Below are 18,043 nucleotides of genomic sequence, written 5' to 3' on the forward strand. Positions count from 1 at the left end.
CACGTATTCAGCACCGCCTCCTTCCCGCTGCAGCACCTCGGTGCCGGCCGGATCGGGCCCGGGCGGCTGCTGCGGTGTCCGCGGTGCGCGCGCCTGCGCCAGGCGGTGCCCGTCGGTGGTGCGGTCAAGCGCTAGACGTACGGCCGGGCGCGCGGGCCACCCCCTCTCGATTGGGGGAGGCCCGCGCGCTCTGCGTATCCTCGGGACGTGCTTCTCTCAGACAAAGACATCCGGGCCGAGATCGACAGCGGACGGGTTCGCATCGACCCGTTCGAGGAATCGATGGTGCAGCCCTCCAGCATCGATGTGCGGCTCGACCGGTACTTCCGGGTCTTCGAGAACCACCGCTACGCCCATATCGACCCCGCGATCGAGCAGCCGGATCTGACCCGGATGGTCGAGCCGGAGGGGGACGAGGCGTTCATCCTGCACCCGGGCGAGTTCGTCCTCGCCTCGACCTACGAGGTCGTTTCGCTGCCCGACGACATCGCCTCCCGCCTGGAGGGGAAGTCCAGCCTGGGCCGCCTCGGTCTCGTGACCCATTCGACCGCCGGGTTCATCGACCCCGGGTTCTCCGGGCACGTGACCCTCGAGCTGTCGAACCTCGCCACGCTGCCGATCAAGCTGTGGCCGGGGATGAAGATCGGGCAGCTGTGCATGTTCCGGCTCAGCTCGCCCGCGGAGTTCCCGTACGGCAGCGAACGGTACGGCTCCAGGTATCAGGGGCAGCGCGGGCCGACCGCCTCGCGCTCCTTCCAGAACTTCCACCGCACCCAGGTGAGGCACGAGGCATGAGCGCAGTACGCGAGAACCTGACTTACGAGGCCTTCGGCAGCGCCGTGCGGGAGCTGGCGCAGACGATCGCCGACGACGGCTACGAGCCGGACATCATCCTGAGCATCGCGCGCGGCGGCGTCTTCGTCGCGGGCGGTCTGGCCTACGCCCTGGACTGCAAGAACATCCACCTCGTGAACGTGGAGTTCTACACCGGCGTCGGCACCACGCTGGAGATGCCCGTCATGCTGGCGCCCGTTCCCGAGGCGATCGACTTCACCGACAAGAAGGTGCTGATCGCGGACGACGTCGCCGACACCGGCAAGACGCTGAAGCTGGTCCACGACTTCTGCCTCGGGCACGTCGCCGAGGTCCGTTCCGCGGTCATCTACGAGAAGTCCCACTCCCTCGTGAAGTGCGAGTACGTGTGGAAGAAGACCGACGACTGGATCGAGTTCCCCTGGTCCACCGAACCGCCGGTCGTCGTGCGCGAGGGCCAGATCCTCGACGCCTGACCATTGCGCGAGCCGCCGCGTGCGGCGCGCTGCGCGACGTGAAGGGGCCCCCGGCAGCAGCCGGGGGCCCCTTCACGTACGTCGTCCGCGGTGCCGGCGCCTAGATGGTGCCCAGCTTGATGATCGACAGCAGCGCGATCAGCTGGATCGCGGACGCGCCGAGGGCCTTCGGCCACGGCAGGTCGTGCGACTTGCTGATCAGCGAGGTGAAGAGGGCGCCGGCGGCCACCCAGGTGGCCCAGCCGAGGATCTGGACGAACATGTTGTCGCCGCCGAGGAACACGGCGAACACCAGGCGCGGCGCGTCCGTGATGGACATGACCAGCATCGACAGGCCGATGGTCGGCTGCCAGGTGCCGTCGCCGCCCATCTGGCGGGCCAGGGTGTGGGTGACCGCGCCGAGCAGCAGGCCGCAGATGACGAACGCCACACCGGCCGAGAGGACGATCGGGATCGCCTTCGGCACGGTCGCGTTGATCACGTCCTTGCGGGCGTCGTCGAGGCCGAAGACCGCGAGGAGGCCGTAGAGGAAGGTCACGATCAGCGCGGGGCCCCACACGGGGTAGTCGCGCATCTGCAGGAAGGTCTGCCCCGGCCGCGTCACGATGCCGCGGAGCAGTTCCTTCCACGGCAGCCGCGGGCCGGCCGGCGCCGCCGCGGCACCCGCCTGATAGGTCGCGCCGTGACCGTAGGGGTCCTCGCCGACGGCGAAGACCTGGGTGTGGCCAGGGTTGTCGTTCGTGGAGCCCCCGGCGCCGCCGCCGTGGCCGTACGGCGGCTGCTGCGGCGGGTGGGCCTGCGGGTGCTGATGCCCGTACGGGTCGAAGTACTCCGGCTCGCCGTGGCCCCCGGCGCCCTGCTGCGGCCACTGCTGCTGCGGGGGCGGGCCGCCGGCGGGCGGGTAGGGCTGCTGGCCGTACGGCGGCGGTTGATGCTGCTGACCGTACGACTGCTGCTGCTGCGGGGGTTGTTGCGGAGGACGGTTGTTGTCCCGGCCGCGTCCGATCCTGAATCCAGCCACGTGATCGAACGTACCTGGTCCGGCGGGCTCCGGTGACCGGGCGGCCGGAAGAAGCGTCCTTTGCGGCTGACCTGTGACATCCCCTAGGGGATCCCGGTGGGGCTGCCCCCACCCCCGCGCGAGGTCCGTGCCGGGCCGGAATCGCGCCCGTTCCACGCCCGTTCCGTGCGCGTTTTACTCGGCTGCGTGGGCTTCTGTGGGTGTTCGTTACATTACCTATGGATTACTCACATATCGGACACGTAGCTTCGTGTTCGACCGAGCGAACGAGCACGAGGAAGAGCCCCATCATGCGCAGCACTCGCCGTACCCTCCGCACCGCCGCCGTCCTCGCCGGGGCGGCCACCGTCCTGGCCCTGCCCATCGGCACTGCCTTCGCGGCCTCCCCGGGAGCGCCGGGGGCGGAGGCGAGGCCCGAGCGCGCGGTGCGCGTCCACGTCACCGACGTGAAGCTGGCCGACGGATCCGTCGCGAAGGTCTACCGGACCGGCTCCCACCGCTTCGAGGCGGACATATTCTCCGGCGCGACCAGGCTGGACACCCTGGTCAGCGCGGGCGGCGGGGTGGCGTACGGCCGGGACAACGGCCTGCACGTGGTCCTGCACACGAACGGCACCGTCACCTCGTGGACGGAGGGCGCGCCGAAGCCCGCGCCGAAGCCCGAGTCCCGGCCGGAGTCCGACGTCACGGCGCGGATCGTCCTGCCGGACGGGCACGTCGCCCGGCTCGCGGACGGCCGGAACGGCAAGAGCGCCGAGATCCTGCTGCCCGGCGGCAAGGTCCTCGGCAGGATCGACCTGAAGCACCCGCGCGTGCAGCACGCGGGCTGGACGTACGAGCTCGTGCGGGACGGCGGGAGCGTGAAGTTCGTCGTGGTCGACGGCAAGGGCGGCGGCGCGAGCCGGGTGTACGACTTCGGCGGCAAGCTGATCGAGATGTACGCGGTCGCCGGGCGGTAGGCCCCGGGAACGGCGGAGCGGCCGGCCCCCTCTCGGGGACCGGCCGCTCCGTGGTCGTGCTGCCCGCCTACTTGGCGTCCTCGGCCTCGGCCTTGGGCTCGGCTGCGTCGTCCGCCGCCTTGGCCTTGGTCGCGTCGTCCGCCGTCTTGGCCTCGGGCTCCTCGGCCTTCTCGGCCTCGGGGGCCTCGACCTCGGGCTCGGCGTCGGCCGTCACCTCGGCCTCCGCCTCGGTCGCGGCCTCCGCCTCTGCGGCCGCCTCGGCCTCGGCCTCCGCCTTCGCAGCAGCTTCCGCCTCCGCCTTCGCAGCAGCCTCGGCCTCAGCCTTGGCCTTCGCCTCCGCCTCAGCGGCGGCAGCCGCCTCCGCCTCCGCCGCGGCGGCCGCGAGTTCCGCCTCCGTCGGGCCCGGGGTCTTCACCGACTCCAGCAGCAGCTGGGCCACGTCCACGACCTGGACGGACTCCTTCGCCTTGCCGTCGTTCTTCTTGCCGTTGACCGAGTCGGTCAGCATGACGAGGCAGAACGGGCAGGCGGTCGAGACGATGTCCGGGTTCAGCGAGAGGGCCTCGTCGACGCGCTCGTTGTTGATGCGCTTGCCGATCCGCTCCTCCATCCACATCCGCGCGCCACCGGCGCCGCAGCAGAAGCCCCGCTCCTTGTGGCGGTGCATCTCCTGCTGCCGCAGGCCCGGAACGGCCGACATGATCTCGCGCGGCGGCGTGTAGACCTTGTTGTGCCGACCCAGGTAGCACGGGTCGTGGTACGTGATCAGACCGTCGACCGGCGTCACCGGCGTCAGCCGGCCCTCGTCGATCAGGTGCTGGAGCAGCTGCGTGTGGTGGATGACCTCGTACTCGCCGCCCAGCTGCGGGTACTCGTTCGCGATGGTGTTGAAGCAGTGCGGGCAGGTCGAGACGATCCGCTTCGCCGACTTCGGCTTCTTCGTCTCCGGGTCGTCGTCGTCCTCGCCGAAGGCCATGTTCAGCATGGCCACGTTCTCCTGGCCCAGCTGCTGGAACAGCGGCTCGTTGCCCAGGCGGCGCGGCGAGTCACCGGTGCACTTCTCGTCGCCGCCCATGATCGCGAACTTGACGCCCGCCATGTTCAGCAGCTCCGCGAAGGCCTTGGTGGTCTTCTTGGCCCGGTCCTCCAGCGCGCCGGCGCAGCCGACCCAGTAGAGGTAGTCGAACTCGGAGAGGTCCTCCGCGTCCTTGCCGATGATCGGGACCTCGAAGTCGACCTCCTTCGTCCACTCGACGCGCTGCTTCTTCGCCAGGCCCCAGGGGTTGCCCTTCTTCTCCAGGTTCTTGAGCATCGTGCCCGCCTCGGACGGGAACGCGGACTCGATCATCACCTGGTAGCGGCGCATGTCGACGATGTGGTCGATGTGCTCGATGTCGACCGGGCACTGCTCCACGCACGCACCGCAGGTGGTGCAGGACCACAGCACGTCCGGGTCGATGACGCCGTTCTCCTCGGCGGTGCCGATCAGCGGGCGCTCGGCCTCCGCGAGAGCGGCGGCCGGCACGCCGGCGAGCTGCTCCTCGGAGGCCTTCTCCTCGCCCTCCATGGTCTTGCCGCCGCCGGCCAGCAGGTACGGGGCCTTGGCGTGCGCGTGGTCGCGCAGCGACATGATCAGCAGCTTCGGGGAGAGCGGCTTGCCGGTGTTCCAGGCGGGGCACTGCGACTGGCAGCGGCCGCACTCGGTGCACGTGGAGAAGTCGAGGATGCCCTTCCAGGAGAACTGCTCGACCTGGGAGACGCCGAAGTTGTCGTCCTCGCCCGGGTCCTCGAAGTCGATCTCCTTGCCGCCGCTCGTCATCGGCTGGAGCGCGCCGAGCGCGGTGGCGCCGTCGGCGTTGCGCTTGAACCAGATGTTCGGGAAGCCGAGGAAGCGGTGCCAGGCGACACCCATGTTGGTGTTCAGTGAGACCACGATCATCCAGATCAGCGAGGTGCCGATCTTGATCATCGCGGTGAAGTAGATGGCGTTCTGCAGCGCGCTCGCCGAGAGCCCGTCGAAGGCCATGACCAGCGGGTACGAGATGAAGTACGCCGGCTCCCAGCCGTCCACGTGGTGGATGGCGCCCTCGAGGCCGCGCAGGCACAGGATCGCGAGGCCGATGGTCAGGATGATGTACTCGACGAAGTAGGCCTGCCAGGCCTTGGAGCCGGCGAAGCGCGACTTGCGGCCGGCCCGCGAGGGCAGGCTGAGCAGGCGGATCGCGATCAGCACCAGGATGCCGAGGACCGTCATCAGGCCGATGAACTCGATGTAGAGCTCGAACGGCAGGAAGCCGCCCAGGACGGGCAGCGTCCAGTCGGCCTGGAAGAGCTGGCCGTAGGCCTGCGCCAGCGTCGGCGGCAGCGTCAGGAAGCCGATCGCGACGAACCAGTGCGCGAAGCCGACGATGCCCCAGCGGTTCATGCGGCTGTGGCCGAGGAACTCCCGGACGAGGGTCACCGTCCGGGCCTTCGGGTCGTCCGTGCGGCTGCCCGCCGGCACGGGCTGCCCGATCTTCACGAAACGGTAGATCTGCGCCACGGCTCGTGCGAGCAGCGCGACGCCGACCACGGTCAGGACCAGCGACACGATGATCGCGGCGAGTTGCATGGGAGGGCTCCTCGGGCGGCACTTACTAAGCGGTAACTTATGAAGTCAAGGCTTGAGGTTACCCATTCCCGACGCCGCAATGTAGCCGAGCGTGCGGTGATCTGTGTCGCTCAGGCGAGCCTTTGTCGGTAGGCCGCCCGCGGGGTCTGAGCAAGGATCGCGAGGTCCATCCCGAGCCAGTGGTTCTCCACATAATGCCGGTCGAGCAGGGCCATCTCCTCCCAGGGGAGGTCCGAGCGCGCGCTGACCTGCCACAACCCGGTCATACCGGGACGTACGAGAAGTCGTTCGGGGTGGTCGGTGCGGGCCTGGGGTCGCGGCCCCACCAGCGACATCTCGCCGCGGACCACGTTCAGCAGCTGCGGGAGCCCGTCGAGGGCGCAGCGCTCCACCGCGGCGCCGGCCCATCCGGCCCCGGCCGTGTCGAAGCGCCAGGTCCGGAACGGCCGCCCGCCCAGGCCGGCCGCCGGCTGCCGTACGAGGACCCGCGCCCGCGGCGTCGCGCAGAGCAGCCCGGCGGCCAGGGCGAGCGGGGCGGCACAGAGGGCCAGCAGGAGGACGGCCCCGAGGAGGTCGAGCACCCGTTTGGCCGGCGGGGCGGCCGGTACCCGTACCCGCGGAGCGGTGAGAGTGAGGGGCGTGAGGGGCATGTCAGCACGCTGCCCCATGCCCGGGGCGGTGCCGTGGCGCCGCGCGGCCGGGTGCCCCGTTCGGCCGTCCCCGGCCGCGTGGGCCGTCCGCGGCCCGGGCCCCCGCGGCCGGCGCTGCGCGGGAGCCGTCCGGGTTGCGCGTAAGAGCCACCTAAAGGTTGAGTCGACTCGACTCAGCTCTGTTGACGGAAGCGCGGCGATGGGGCATGGTTGAGTCTGTTCCACTCAAGTCAGCTGGAGGAATCGAAATGGCACGTGCGGTCGGCATCGACCTGGGCACCACTAACTCCGTCGTCAGCGTTCTGGAAGGCGGCGAGCCCACCGTCATCACCAACGCCGAGGGCGCCAGGACCACGCCGTCCGTCGTCGCCTTCGCCAAGAACGGCGAGGTCCTCGTCGGCGAGGTCGCCAAGCGCCAGGCGGTCACCAACGTCGACCGGACGATCCGCTCCGTCAAGCGCCACATGGGCACTGACTGGAAGATCAACCTGGACGGCAAGGACTTCAACCCGCAGCAGATGAGCGCCTTCATCCTGCAGAAGCTGAAGCGCGACGCCGAGGCCTACCTGGGTGAGAAGGTCACGGACGCGGTCATCACCGTCCCGGCCTACTTCAACGACTCCGAGCGTCAGGCGACGAAGGAGGCCGGTGAGATCGCGGGTCTGAACGTCCTGCGCATCGTCAACGAGCCCACCGCCGCGGCCCTGGCCTACGGTCTCGACAAGGACGACCAGACCATTCTCGTCTTCGACCTCGGTGGCGGCACCTTCGACGTGTCGCTCCTGGAGATCGGCGACGGCGTCGTCGAGGTGAAGGCCACCAACGGTGACAACCACCTCGGTGGTGACGACTGGGACCAGCGCGTCGTCGACTACCTGGTGAAGCAGTTCGCCAACGGCCACGGCGTCGACCTGTCCAAGGACAAGATGGCGCTCCAGCGTCTGCGCGAGGCCGCCGAGAAGGCGAAGATCGAGCTGTCCTCCTCGACGGAGACCACGATCAACCTGCCCTACATCACGGCTTCCGCCGAGGGCCCGCTGCACCTGGACGAGAAGCTCACCCGCGCCCAGTTCCAGCAGCTGACCGCGGACCTCCTGGAGCGCTGCAAGACCCCGTTCCACAACGTCATCAAGGACGCCGGCATCGCGCTGTCCGAGATCGACCACGTGGTCCTGGTCGGCGGCTCCACCCGCATGCCGGCCGTCGCCGAGCTCGTCAAGGAGCTCACCGGCGGTCAGGACGCCAACAAGGGCGTCAACCCGGACGAGGTCGTCGCCATCGGCGCCACCCTCCAGGCCGGTGTCCTCAAGGGTGAGGTCAAGGACGTCCTGCTCCTCGACGTGACCCCGCTGTCCCTCGGCATCGAGACCAAGGGCGGCATCATGACCAAGCTCATCGAGCGCAACACCACGATCCCGACCAAGCGGTCGGAGATCTTCACGACGGCCGAGGACAACCAGCCGTCCGTGCAGATCCAGGTCTACCAGGGTGAGCGCGAGATCGCGGCGTACAACAAGAAGCTCGGCATGTTCGAGCTGACCGGCCTGCCGCCGGCCCCGCGTGGCGTCCCGCAGATCGAGGTCTCCTTCGACATCGACGCGAACGGCATCATGCACGTGACCGCGAAGGACCTCGGCACGGGCAAGGAGCAGAAGATGACCGTCACCGGCGGCTCTTCGCTCGGCAAGGACGAGGTCGACCGCATGCGCCAGGAGGCGGAGCAGTACGCGGACGAGGACCTGCGCCGCAAGGAGGCCGCCGAGTCCCGCAACCAGGGCGAGCAGCTCGTCTACCAGACGGAGAAGTTCGTCAAGGACAACGAGGACAAGGTCCCGGCCGAGGTCAAGACCGAGGTCGAGACGGCCGTCGCCGAGCTGAAGGAGAAGCTCAAGGGCGAGGACACGGCCGAGATCCGCACCGCGACCGAGAAGCTCGCCGCGGTCAGCCAGAAGCTCGGCCAGGCGATCTACGCCGACGCCCAGGCCGCCCAGGGTGCCGCCGGCGCCGCGGGTGACGCGGGCCAGGCCAAGGCCGACGACGACGTCGTCGACGCCGAGATCGTCGACGACGAGAAGCCGAAGGGCGGCGCTGCCTGATGCCGGAGGAGACCCCGGGCTTCGACGAGAAGCCCGAAGTCCCCGCCGACGCCGCTTCGGACGACGCCGAGCCGAAGGCCGCCGACTCCTCCACGGAGGGTGAGGCGGCCCCGGCCGGGGACGCACAGGACACGGCCCTCCTGGCGCAGCTGGACCAGGCCCGCACCGCGCTCAACGAGCGCACCGCGGACCTCCAGCGGCTCCAGGCGGAGTACCAGAACTACCGCCGCCGGGTGGAGCGGGACCGGATCACCGTCAAGGAGATCGCGGTCGCGTCCCTCCTGACGGAGCTGCTGCCGACGCTCGACGACATCGGCCGGGCGCGGGAGCACGGCGAGCTGGTCGGCGGCTTCAAGTCGGTGGCCGAATCGCTGGAGACCGTCGCCGCCAAGATGGGCCTGCAGCAGTTCGGCAAGGAGGGCGAGCCCTTCGACCCGACGGTCCACGAGGCCCTGATGCACTCGTACGCGCCGGACGTCACCGAGACGACCTGCGTGGCGATCCTGCAGCCCGGGTACCGGATCGGCGAGCGTACGATCCGTCCCGCGCGGGTCGCGGTGGCCGAGCCCCAGCCGGGCGCGGCCCCCAAGTCCGAGTCCGCGGAGGGCGAGACGCCGTCGGACAAGGACGCGGATGCCCCCGACAAGGGCTGATGCACCACACGTAGAGGCACGGGAGGAGGGACACCGGGGATGAGCACGAAGGACTTCGTCGAGAAGGACTACTACAAGGTCCTCGGTGTCCCGAAGGACGCCACCGAGGCCGAGATCAAGAAGGCGTACCGGAAGCTCGCGCGCGAGTTCCACCCGGACGCCAACAAGGGCGACGCCTCCGCCGAGGAGCGCTTCAAGGAGATCTCCGAGGCGAACGACGTCCTCGGCGACCCCAAGCGGCGCAAGGAGTACGACGAGGCGCGCGCGCTGTTCGGCAACGGTGGCTTCCGCCCCGGGCCGGGCGGCGGCGGCTCGTTCAACTTCGACCTGGGCGACCTCTTCGGCGGCACCCAGCAGGGCGGTCAGGCCGGCGGCTTCGGCGGCGGCCTGGGCGACGTCTTCGGCGGCCTCTTCAACCGCGGCGCCGGCCCCGGTGCGGGCACCCGCGCCCAGCCGCGCCGCGGCCAGGACGTCGAGTCGGAGGTCACCCTCTCCTTCACGGAGGCGGTGGACGGTGCCACCGTCCCGCTGCGGATGTCCTCGCAGGCCCCCTGCAAGGCCTGTTCGGGCACCGGCGACAAGAACGGCACCCCCCGGGTGTGCCCGACCTGCGTCGGCACCGGCCAGGTCTCGCGCGGCAGCGGCGGCGGCTTCTCGCTGACCGACCCCTGCGCGGACTGCAAGGGCCGCGGGCTGATCGCGGAGACCCCCTGCGACATCTGCAAGGGAAGCGGCCGGGCCCGCAGCTCCCGCACCATGCAGGTCAGGATCCCGGCGGGCGTCTCCGACGGCCAGCGGATCCGGCTGCGCGGCAAGGGCGCTCCGGGCGAGCGCGGCGGTCCGGCCGGCGACCTCTACGTGGTCGTGCACGTCGACTCGCACCCGGTGTTCGGCCGCAAGGACGACAACCTGACGGTGACCGTCCCGGTCACCTTCGCGGAGGCCGCCCTCGGTGCCGACATCAGGGTCCCGACCCTGAACGGCCCGTCCGTCACGCTGAAACTTCCCCCGGGTACCCCGAACGGGCGTACGATGCGGGCTCGCGGCAAGGGGGCGGTCCGCAAGGACGGCACCCGCGGCGACCTGCTGGTCACCGTGGAGGTGGCGGTTCCGACGGAGCTGTCGGACAAGGCCCGCGAGGCGCTGGAGATGTACCGCGAGGCGACGGAGTCGCAGGACCCGCGCTCCGCGCTGTTCGAGTCCGCGAAGGGAGCATGACATGGACGGCCGCCGACGACAGTCCCGTTCCGGCACTGGTGCCTACCCACTGACCGACGAGACCCCGGTCTACGTGATCTCGGTGGCCGCCCAGCTCTCCGGTCTGCATCCGCAGACCCTGCGTCAGTACGACCGCCTCGGCCTGGTCTCCCCGGACCGTACGGCCGGCCGCGGCCGGCGCTACTCGGCCCGCGACATCGAGCTGCTCCGCACGGTGCAGGCGCTGTCGCAGGACGAGGGCATCAACCTGGCCGGCATCAAGCGGATCATCGAACTGGAGAACCAGGTGGCCGCGCTCCAGCAGCGCGTCGCCGAGCTCTCCGCCGCGGTGGACGGTGCTGCCGCCACCCTGCGGGCCCGCGAGGCCCAGGTGCACGCCTCGTACCGGCGCGACCTGGTCCCGTACCAGCCGCCGCAGCCGGGCAGCGCCCTGGTGGTCTGGCGGCCGAGCCCCAAGCGCCCGCTGGACTGACCGGCCGGCCCTCGCGCCCCGTTCGTGACGCCCTCAGGCCCCGCCCCTCCCGGGGCGGGGCCTGAGGGCGTCCTAGAGGTCCTCGGGGCCGGGGCCGGACGCGTGGGGCCCGTGCTCCGGTTCGCACAGCGACGGGGCAGAGGGGCGGCCCAGGATGCCCGACTGGGCGATGAGGTAGCCGAGCTGGGCCCGGCTGCCGCTGCCGAGTGTCGTCGCGAGCTTGGCGATGTGGGCCCGGCAGGTGCGCACGTTCATGCCGAGGCGGCGGGCGATGGCCTCGTCGACGTGGCCCTCGATGAGGAGCTGGGCGATGCTGCGCTGCACGCCGGTGATGCCGCCGGGGGTGCTGCGGTAGGTCACTTCCTCCTGGAGGGGCACGGCGCGGTGCCACAGCTGCTCGAACACCTTGATGAGGTAGTCGACCAGGCCCGGGTGGCGCAGCTCCAGGGCGACCCGGCGGTCGTCGCTGACCGGGATGAAGGCCACGGTGCGGTCGAAGATGATGAGGCGCTCTATCAGCTCCTCGAGGGTGCGGATCTCCACCTTCCCGGTGGATATCCGGTCCACGTAGGCGAGCGTGCCCTGACTGTGCCGTGCGGTGTGCTGGTACAGGGTCCGTATGCTGACCCCACGGTCGATCAACGGCTGGTCGCGTTCCAGGGCCTGGGTGAGGGCCTCGGAGGGCCGCGCTCCGCCGGGCTGGACCGTCAGGACCTCCGTATGACATTCGGCCGTCGCCAGGTTGAGTGCGGCGTTGATCCTTTCGAAACCCTCCAGCACCGTGATGGCATGGGTGTCGGCCGGGCTCTGCGCGCTGATGGCGAGGAAAGGCTCGAAAGTGTCGGTGAGATCTACAGCGCTGCGTCGGCGGTCCTGGATCTCGCGTTCAATCGGATGGAGCCGCTGGGCCAGTGCGACGGACGGGGGAACCGGTCGCAGCTGGTTCGCGTCGTCCGGGTCGGGCTGCAGAAGAGCGAGTTCCAGCAGGCAGGGGGCGTTTTTGATCTCGCCCCGGGCGATCCGGCCGGTGCTCAGCGCGGCCGCGTAGAGCCGCGTCCCCTCGGCGCACATGGACGTGACGGGGTGGGGATGTGTCGCCATTGTCCGGTTATGCGTCAAATCTCCACCCCCCAGGGTCCTGAACATGCAAGAACATGATGCATCGTCCCCATGGCATTGACGTGCCTGAATGAGCCATCGTCTGACACGCGGGGGAGAGGATTCCATCAAGTGAGGACGAAGCCGACCATGTACAAGAGAATGCTTCGCTCGGTGCTTGCCATAGGTTTCTCCGCCGTTGCGGTTTTTGGGGCAGTCAGCGCCGTCGAAAGTGACGCGGGGAGCGCTAGGGACGGTCGGGGTACGACCCTGACGAGCACGGAGTTCGACACCGGCTGGACCACGGCACCCGTGGGCAAGTACGCGGACACCGGCTGGACCAGTGCCGAGCTGGGCGGCAAGGGCGATACCGGCTGGACCGAGGCTCCTGTGACGGTGTCCGCATGACCCCCGACGACCGCGGCTTCCGCCGCGAGATGGCGTCGGCCTACCGCTCCGGCTGGCAGTTCATCGACCTCGCGACCGCCGTCCCCCACCCCGGCGACTCGCTGATGGTCACCCTGTTCGGCCAGCCGATCGTCATCGTGCGCGAGGAGGACGAGGACGTACGTGCCTACCGGTGCCTGCGCCGCCCGCGCGGCGCACCGCAGCCCGTCCGCTGCGAGGTGCGCTACGGGATGGTCTTCGTCAATCTCGACCAGCGCGACCACCAGCTCTTCGAACCCGACATCACCACCGCCACCCCCCGCAGTGCCTGAAGCGATTCCCCCGTCGTTGCAGATCGCTCAGGTGCTACCCCCACACAACGGCGCCATCGTGGACCTGACCACGATGGCGCCGTTGTGATGTGCGCGTCCAGTGCCTGATCCGGACAAGATGAAGGATCAACGGATCGCGCGGGACCCCATGGTCCGGTCCACGGCGATCTCCATGACGACCCGGTCGGGATTGGGCGAGGGCGTCCGCCCGTACCGCTCGGCGTAACGCGCCACCGCGTCGGCGACCGACGCCTCGTCCGTGCGGATCACCGCGCGGCCCTCCAGCGTGGCCCAGCGCCGCCCCTCCATCTGGCACACCGCCACCCGCGCCCCGCCCTCCGGGCCGGACTGCGCCGCCAGGACGTTGCGGACCTTCTTGCTGTGCCGATTGCTGATCACCCGGGCCAGGCCGGCCTCCGGGTCGTAGGTCACGCCCACCGGCACCACGTGCGGGGTCCCGTCGGGCCGCGGGGTGGTCAGCGTGCAGACGTGCCGCTCCCGCCAGAAGGCGAGGTACTCGGGCGTCGGGTTGAGTACGTCATGGGACATGGCCGAAGCGTACGGCGCCGGGCCGGAATGTTTCGCCGGAGTTGGCCCCTCAGATGTCTTGAGTGGAATAGACTCAACTTTGCATACGCTGACTCTGTCAGACTGTGCACAACCCTCCGGGAGAGGAGATACGGCAGTGGACGCCGAGCTGACCAACAAGAGCCGGGACGCGCTGAACGCGGCCACCGGCAGGGCCGTGAAGGACGGCCACGCGGACCTGACCCCCGCGCACCTGCTGCTGGCCCTGCTCGCCGGCGAGGACAACGAGAACGTCGTCGACCTCCTGATCGCCACGGACGCCGACCAGGCCGCCGTCCGGGCCGGCGCCGAGCGCATCCTCGCCGCGCTGCCCAGCGTCACCGGCTCCACGGTCGCGCCCCCGCAGCCCACCCGCGAGCTGCTCGCCGTACTCGCCGAGGCCGACGCCGAGGCGGGCAAGCTCGGCGACGAGTACCTGTCCACCGAACACCTCCTCATCGCCATCGCCGCCAAGGGCGGCGCGGCCGGTGAGGTCCTTTCCGCCCAGGGCGCGACGGCGAAGAAGCTGCTGGACGCCTTCCAGAACGCACGAGGAGCACGGCGGGTGACCACCCCCGACCCCGAGGGCCAGTACAAGGCCCTGGAGAAGTTCGGCACCGATTTCACGGCCGCCGCGCGCGACGGCAAGCTCGACCCCGTCATCGGCCGCGACCACGAGATCCGCCGCGTCGTGCAGGTGCTCTCGCGGCGCACCAAGAACAACCCGGTGCTGATCGGCGAGCCCGGCGTCGGCAAGACCGCCGTCGTCGAGGGGCTCGCCCAGCGCATCGTCAAGGGCGACGTCCCCGAGTCCCTCAAGAACAAGCGGCTGGTCTCCCTCGACCTCGGCGCGATGGTCGCGGGCGCCAAGTACCGCGGCGAGTTCGAGGAGCGCCTGAAGACCGTCCTCGCAGAGATCAAGTCCAGCGACGGCCAGATCATCACCTTCATCGACGAGCTGCACACGGTCGTCGGCGCGGGCGCCGGCGGCGACTCCGCCATGGACGCGGGCAACATGCTCAAGCCCATGCTCGCCCGCGGCGAACTGCGCATGGTCGGCGCGACCACCCTCGACGAGTACCGCGAGCGCATCGAGAAGGACCCGGCGCTGGAGCGGCGCTTCCAGCAGGTGCTGGTCGCCGAGCCCTCCGTCGAGGACACCATCGCCATCCTGCGCGGACTCAAGGGCCGCTACGAGGCCCACCACAAGGTCGTCATCAACGACAGCGCGCTGGTGGCGGCGGCGACCCTCTCCGACCGCTACATCACCTCCCGCTTCCTGCCCGACAAGGCCATCGACCTCGTCGACGAGGCCGCGTCCCGGCTCCGCATGGAGATCGACTCCTCGCCCGTCGAGATCGACGAGCTCCAGCGCTCCGTGGACCGGCTGCGCATGGAGGAGCTCGCGCTCAAGAACGAGTCCGACCCGGCCTCCCGCGAGCGGCTGGAGAAGCTGCGCAAGGACCTCGCCGACCGCGAGGAGGACCTGCGCGGCCTGACCGCCCGCTGGGAGAAGGAGAAGCAGTCCCTCAACCGGGTCGGCGAGCTCAAGGAGCGCCTGGACGACCTGCGCGGCCAGGCCGAGCGCGCCCAGCGCGACGGCGACTTCGACTCCGCCTCCAAGCTGCTCTACGGGGAGATCCCGGCCCTGGAGCGCGAGCTCGCCGAGGCCACGGAGGAGGAGGCCGAGGCCTCCAAGGCCGGCAGCTCGAAGGACACCATGGTCAAGGACGAGGTCGGACCGGACGACATCGCGGACGTGGTGGGCGCCTGGACCGGCATCCCCGCCGGCCGGCTGCTGGAGGGCGAGACCCAGAAGCTGCTCCGCATGGAGGACGAGCTGGGCCGCCGCCTGATCGGCCAGACCGAGGCCGTGCGGGCCGTCTCCGACGCCGTGCGCCGCACCCGCGCCGGCATCGCCGACCCGGACCGGCCGACCGGCTCGTTCCTCTTCCTCGGCCCGACGGGCGTCGGCAAGACCGAGCTGGCCAAGGCGCTCGCCGACTTCCTCTTCGACGACGAGCGGGCCATGGTCCGCATCGACATGTCGGAGTACTCCGAGAAGCACAGCGTGGCCCGGCTCGTCGGCGCCCCGCCCGGCTACGTCGGCTACGAGGAGGGCGGCCAGCTCACCGAGGCCGTCCGCCGCCGCCCGTACAGCGTGGTGCTCCTGGACGAGGTGGAGAAGGCCCACCCGGAGGTCTTCGACATCCTGCTCCAGGTCCTCGACGACGGCCGCCTCACGGACGGCCAGGGCCGTACGGTCGACTTCCGCAACACCATCCTCATCCTGACCTCCAACCTGGGCAGCCAGTTCCTGATGGACCCGGCCACCCCCGCCGAACGGAAGAAGCAGCAGGTCCTGGACGTGGTCCGGGCGAGCTTCAAGCCGGAGTTCCTCAACCGCCTGGACGACCTGGTGGTCTTCTCCGCCCTGAGCGGGGACGAGCTGGCGCACATCGCCGAGCTGCAGATCGGCCGCCTGGCCCGCCGGCTCGCCGACCGGCGCCTCACCCTGGACGTCACCCCGGCCGCCCTGGCCTGGCTGGCCGAGCAGGGCAACGACCCGGCGTACGGAGCGCGCCCGCTGCGCCGCCTGATCCAGACGGCCATCGGGGACCGCCTGGCGAAGGAGATCCTCTCCGGCGAGGTCCGCGACGGGGACACCGTCCGGGTCGACGTGGCGGACGGGGACCTGCTGGTCGGCAAGGCCCTCTGAGCATCCCCGCGGCAGGGCGCCGCCGGTGCACCCCGCGTACAGGAACGTGCGCGGGGTGCACCCCTGTCCGCCCGGAGCGGATCCGGGGCCGTCGGGCTGGACACGGGGTGGGCGGGATGGGGGAGGATGCAGGTATCCGCACGAAGGGAAATACACGGTGAGCATCGACCCGGCCTCGATTCCGAACTTCGGAGGGCAGCAGCCCGATCCGCAGGCCACAGGACCGGCGGGCCCCGTCGTCCCCGACCAGGATCTGGTCAAGCAGCTGCTCGAGCAGATGGAGCTCAAGTACGTCGTCGACGACGAGGGTGACCTCGCGGCGCCGTGGGAGGAGTTCCGTACGTACTTCATGTTCCGCGGTGAGGCGGAGCAGCAGGTCTTCTCGGTGCGGACCTTCTATGACCGTCCGCACAAGATCGAGGAGAAGCCCCAGCTCCTCGAGTCGATCGACGACTGGAACCGCCGCACCCTGTGGCCCAAGGTCTACAGCCACACCCACGACGACGGCTCGGTCCGCCTGATCGGCGAGGCGCAGATGCTGATCGGCACCGGCGTGAACCTGGAGCACTTCGTGTCCTCCACGGTCAGCTGGGTCCGTGCCTCCATCGAGTTCGACAAGTGGCTCACGGAGCAGCTCGGCCTCGAGCAGGACATCGACTCGGGCGACGGCGAGGACAAGGACGGCGGGGACAACTGACCCCCGCCCGCGCCGCCGTCACAGGGGCATCTTGGCGATGACCAGGAGGTACACCCCGTAGGCGTACGAGAGCCCGGCCAGCCCCGCGGTCACCACGACCGCGGAGCGGGGCCGGGCTCTTGCCATGACGGCCGCCAGCGGCAGCAGCAGCGGGAACGCCGGGAGCAGGAAGCGCGGCTTGGACTCGAAGTAGCCCGCCCCGCCGATGCCGATCACCAGCAGTACGGCGGTGTAGACGAGCAGCGGCAGCGGCAGAGCGGGCCGCCGCACCAGCAGCAGCACCGCGAGCAGCAGGGCCGCCCCGAGCAGTGCCGCGGTGACGGCGGTGGCGAGCGCGACGGGGCCGCCGCTCAGCACCCGCCAGACCTGGTTCAGCACGTAGCCGCCCCCGTCGAAGCGGGAGCCCCACTGGCGCTGGACGTCGAAGTAGCCGGCCGGGTCGCGGCGGTGCACCCCGACGGCCGCCACGTACGCAAGCCAGCCCGCCGGGGCGAGCACCCCGGCCGCCCACACGGCGGGCCCCCGGGATCTTCGGGTGAGGAGGGCGTGCAGGGCGGTGACGGACACGGCCGCGGCCACGGCGATCCCGGTCGGGCGGGTCAGCCCGGCGACGGAGGCCAGCAGGGCCGCCACCGTCCAGCGCTCGCGCAGCAGCGCGTACAGCGACCAGGCGGCGAGAGCGACGAGCAGCGGCTCCGTGTAGGCCAGGGTGAGCACCACCGCGTGCGGGACCACCGACCACAGGGCGACCAGCAGCACCCCCACCCTCCGCCCGGCCACCAGCTCGCCGACCCGGTACACGCCGACCGCGGCCACGGCGGCGGCGGTCCAGGAGACGAACAGCGCCCCCCACTCGCCGCCGCCGGTCAGCCGCACCAGCAGCGGATAGAGCGGGAAGAAGGCGTAGTCGCTCTGCACCAGCCCGGTGACCGGCCACATCTGCGTGCGGCCGTAGCCATGCCGGGCGATGGCGAGGTACCAGACGGAGTCCCAGGAGTGCCCCAGCACCCGCACGGGGCTGCGGCCGGCCCAGAGCGCGGCGCCGGCCAGCACCACCGCCCCGGCCAGCCGGACGGCCGCGAACACCCCGAGCGCGATCACGGCGGCGGGCACGCCGGCGGTCCGGAGGTACTGCGGCCGCGGCCGCACGGAAACCGGTGCACTGCCCGTCGCCGTCATCTCCCCCGACTTTCCCGCGCTGTCCATGAACACCCGTCCGGATCCGGAGCACCCCGGGCACCATAGATCGCCGGGCGTCCCGCCGGGGGTGAATG

At 70.5% G+C, this 18,043-nt stretch carries 17 protein-coding genes; 11 read left to right on the forward strand and 6 right to left on the reverse strand.

All coding sequences use genetic code 11. From position 1 onward, the window contains the following. Window positions 1–207: 207 nt before the first annotated feature. Together dcd and ACPU2J_RS18220 are read left to right on the forward strand one after the other, a co-directional pair. Window positions 208–795 carry a dCTP deaminase gene (dcd, locus tag ACPU2J_RS18215; protein ID WP_361596129.1) on the forward strand — a complete coding sequence of 196 codons (588 nt, stop codon included), beginning with the start codon at window positions 208–210 and terminating at the stop codon, window positions 793–795. Beyond that, on the forward strand, window positions 792–1,289 hold the full coding sequence (locus ACPU2J_RS18220; protein ID WP_360863821.1) for a phosphoribosyltransferase: 498 nt from the start codon (window positions 792–794) through the stop codon (window positions 1,287–1,289). The genes dcd and ACPU2J_RS18220 overlap by 4 nt, the downstream gene beginning before the upstream one ends. A 100-nt stretch (window positions 1,290–1,389) precedes the next feature. Here ACPU2J_RS18220 and ACPU2J_RS18225 read toward each other — a convergent pair whose 3' ends face one another. Then, window positions 1,390–2,310, reverse strand: a complete 921-nt coding sequence (locus tag ACPU2J_RS18225) for a Yip1 family protein (RefSeq protein WP_420080116.1) — start codon at window positions 2,308–2,310, stop codon at window positions 1,390–1,392. Window positions 2,311–2,600: 290 nt separating this feature from the next. Between ACPU2J_RS18225 and ACPU2J_RS18230 the strand changes: the two genes are divergently transcribed. Next, entirely contained in the window at window positions 2,601–3,269 is a 669-nt protein-coding gene (locus ACPU2J_RS18230; RefSeq protein WP_423833632.1) for a hypothetical protein, read from the forward strand. Between the two features lie 67 nt (window positions 3,270–3,336). Here the strand turns inward: ACPU2J_RS18230 and ACPU2J_RS18235 are convergent, their stop codons facing one another. Continuing rightward, window positions 3,337–5,880, reverse strand: a complete 2,544-nt coding sequence (locus ACPU2J_RS18235; protein WP_423833633.1) for a (Fe-S)-binding protein — start codon at window positions 5,878–5,880, stop codon at window positions 3,337–3,339. A gap of 110 nt (window positions 5,881–5,990) precedes the next feature. Then, the gene (locus ACPU2J_RS18240) at window positions 5,991–6,530 is read right to left on the reverse strand and encodes a sugar transferase (RefSeq protein ID WP_420080113.1); all 540 of its coding nucleotides are present in this window, start codon (window positions 6,528–6,530) and stop codon (window positions 5,991–5,993) included. Between the two features lie 248 nt (window positions 6,531–6,778). Here ACPU2J_RS18240 and dnaK point away from each other — a divergent pair, with 248 nt between their 5' ends. Genes dnaK through ACPU2J_RS18260 form a run of 4 tightly spaced genes read left to right on the forward strand, consistent with a single transcriptional unit; the run spans window position 6,779 to window position 10,969 of the window. Continuing rightward, window positions 6,779–8,626: a molecular chaperone DnaK gene (gene dnaK / locus ACPU2J_RS18245; RefSeq protein WP_361593615.1), complete on the forward strand. Its 1,848-nt coding sequence runs from the start codon at window positions 6,779–6,781 to the stop codon at window positions 8,624–8,626. Next, window positions 8,626–9,279 carry a nucleotide exchange factor GrpE gene (grpE, locus tag ACPU2J_RS18250; RefSeq protein ID WP_361593613.1) on the forward strand — a complete coding sequence of 218 codons (654 nt, stop codon included), beginning with the start codon at window positions 8,626–8,628 and terminating at the stop codon, window positions 9,277–9,279. Before dnaK ends, grpE begins: the two co-directional genes overlap by 1 nt. 39 nt (window positions 9,280–9,318) lie before the next feature. Beyond that, window positions 9,319–10,497 carry a molecular chaperone DnaJ gene (gene dnaJ / locus ACPU2J_RS18255; RefSeq protein ID WP_361593611.1) on the forward strand — a complete coding sequence of 393 codons (1,179 nt, stop codon included), beginning with the start codon at window positions 9,319–9,321 and terminating at the stop codon, window positions 10,495–10,497. 1 nt (window position 10,498) lies between these two features. After that, window positions 10,499–10,969, forward strand: a complete 471-nt coding sequence (locus ACPU2J_RS18260) for a heat shock protein transcriptional repressor HspR (RefSeq protein WP_423833634.1) — start codon at window positions 10,499–10,501, stop codon at window positions 10,967–10,969. Window positions 10,970–11,041: 72 nt separating this feature from the next. Here ACPU2J_RS18260 and ACPU2J_RS18265 read toward each other — a convergent pair whose 3' ends face one another. Next, the gene (locus tag ACPU2J_RS18265) at window positions 11,042–12,115 is read right to left on the reverse strand and encodes a helix-turn-helix transcriptional regulator (RefSeq protein WP_361593607.1); all 1,074 of its coding nucleotides are present in this window, start codon (window positions 12,113–12,115) and stop codon (window positions 11,042–11,044) included. An 84-nt stretch (window positions 12,116–12,199) separates the two neighbouring features. On the opposite strand from ACPU2J_RS18265, the gene ACPU2J_RS18270 reads away from it, so the two are divergent. Continuing rightward, window positions 12,200–12,475, forward strand: coding sequence for a hypothetical protein (locus ACPU2J_RS18270; protein ID WP_420080111.1), 276 nt, complete (start codon window positions 12,200–12,202; stop codon window positions 12,473–12,475). After that, a complete protein-coding gene (locus ACPU2J_RS18275; RefSeq protein ID WP_361593605.1) occupies window positions 12,472–12,786 on the forward strand; it encodes a (2Fe-2S)-binding protein in 315 nt (104 codons plus the stop codon). Before ACPU2J_RS18270 ends, ACPU2J_RS18275 begins: the two co-directional genes overlap by 4 nt. 126 nt (window positions 12,787–12,912) lie before the next feature. Here ACPU2J_RS18275 and ACPU2J_RS18280 read toward each other — a convergent pair whose 3' ends face one another. Beyond that, complete coding sequence (locus tag ACPU2J_RS18280) at window positions 12,913–13,335, reverse strand: pyridoxamine 5'-phosphate oxidase family protein (RefSeq protein WP_361593603.1); 423 nt, start codon at window positions 13,333–13,335, stop codon at window positions 12,913–12,915. Between the two features lie 136 nt (window positions 13,336–13,471). Here ACPU2J_RS18280 and clpB point away from each other — a divergent pair, with 136 nt between their 5' ends. Both clpB and ACPU2J_RS18290 read left to right on the forward strand, forming a co-directional pair. Further along, a complete protein-coding gene (gene clpB / locus ACPU2J_RS18285) occupies window positions 13,472–16,072 on the forward strand; it encodes an ATP-dependent chaperone ClpB (RefSeq protein WP_423833635.1) in 2,601 nt (866 codons plus the stop codon). A gap of 157 nt (window positions 16,073–16,229) precedes the next feature. Then, entirely contained in the window at window positions 16,230–16,769 is a 540-nt protein-coding gene (locus ACPU2J_RS18290; protein WP_361593599.1) for a YbjN domain-containing protein, read from the forward strand. An 18-nt stretch (window positions 16,770–16,787) separates the two neighbouring features. Here the strand turns inward: ACPU2J_RS18290 and ACPU2J_RS18295 are convergent, their stop codons facing one another. After that, window positions 16,788–17,882, reverse strand: a complete 1,095-nt coding sequence (locus ACPU2J_RS18295; RefSeq protein WP_423833636.1) for a glycosyltransferase family 39 protein — start codon at window positions 17,880–17,882, stop codon at window positions 16,788–16,790. Window positions 17,883–18,043 lie beyond the last annotated feature (161 nt).

This window comes from Streptomyces manipurensis (assembly GCF_049570255.1).
In the GTDB taxonomy this organism is placed as follows: domain Bacteria; phylum Actinomycetota; class Actinomycetes; order Streptomycetales; family Streptomycetaceae; genus Streptomyces; species Streptomyces manipurensis.

Bases quoted from the DNA above. Each gene is read 5' to 3' on its own strand.
- ACPU2J_RS18220 (WP_360863821.1), top strand. From the start codon at position 792: ATGAGCGCAGTACGCGAGAACCTGACTTACGAGGCCTTCGGCAGCGCC.
- ACPU2J_RS18230 (WP_423833632.1), top strand. From the start codon at position 2,601: ATGCGCAGCACTCGCCGTACCCTCCGCACCGCCGCCGTCCTCGCCGGG.
- ACPU2J_RS18235 (WP_423833633.1), bottom strand. From the start codon at position 5,880: ATGCAACTCGCCGCGATCATCGTGTCGCTGGTCCTGACCGTGGTCGGC.
- ACPU2J_RS18240 (WP_420080113.1), bottom strand. From the start codon at position 6,530: ATGCCCCTCACGCCCCTCACTCTCACCGCTCCGCGGGTACGGGTACCG.
- dnaK (WP_361593615.1), top strand. From the start codon at position 6,779: ATGGCACGTGCGGTCGGCATCGACCTGGGCACCACTAACTCCGTCGTC.
- grpE (WP_361593613.1), top strand. From the start codon at position 8,626: ATGCCGGAGGAGACCCCGGGCTTCGACGAGAAGCCCGAAGTCCCCGCC.
- dnaJ (WP_361593611.1), top strand. From the start codon at position 9,319: ATGAGCACGAAGGACTTCGTCGAGAAGGACTACTACAAGGTCCTCGGT.
- ACPU2J_RS18260 (WP_423833634.1), top strand. From the start codon at position 10,499: ATGGACGGCCGCCGACGACAGTCCCGTTCCGGCACTGGTGCCTACCCA.
- ACPU2J_RS18265 (WP_361593607.1), bottom strand. From the start codon at position 12,115: ATGTTCAGGACCCTGGGGGGTGGAGATTTGACGCATAACCGGACAATG.
- ACPU2J_RS18275 (WP_361593605.1), top strand. From the start codon at position 12,472: ATGACCCCCGACGACCGCGGCTTCCGCCGCGAGATGGCGTCGGCCTAC.
- ACPU2J_RS18280 (WP_361593603.1), bottom strand. From the start codon at position 13,335: ATGTCCCATGACGTACTCAACCCGACGCCCGAGTACCTCGCCTTCTGG.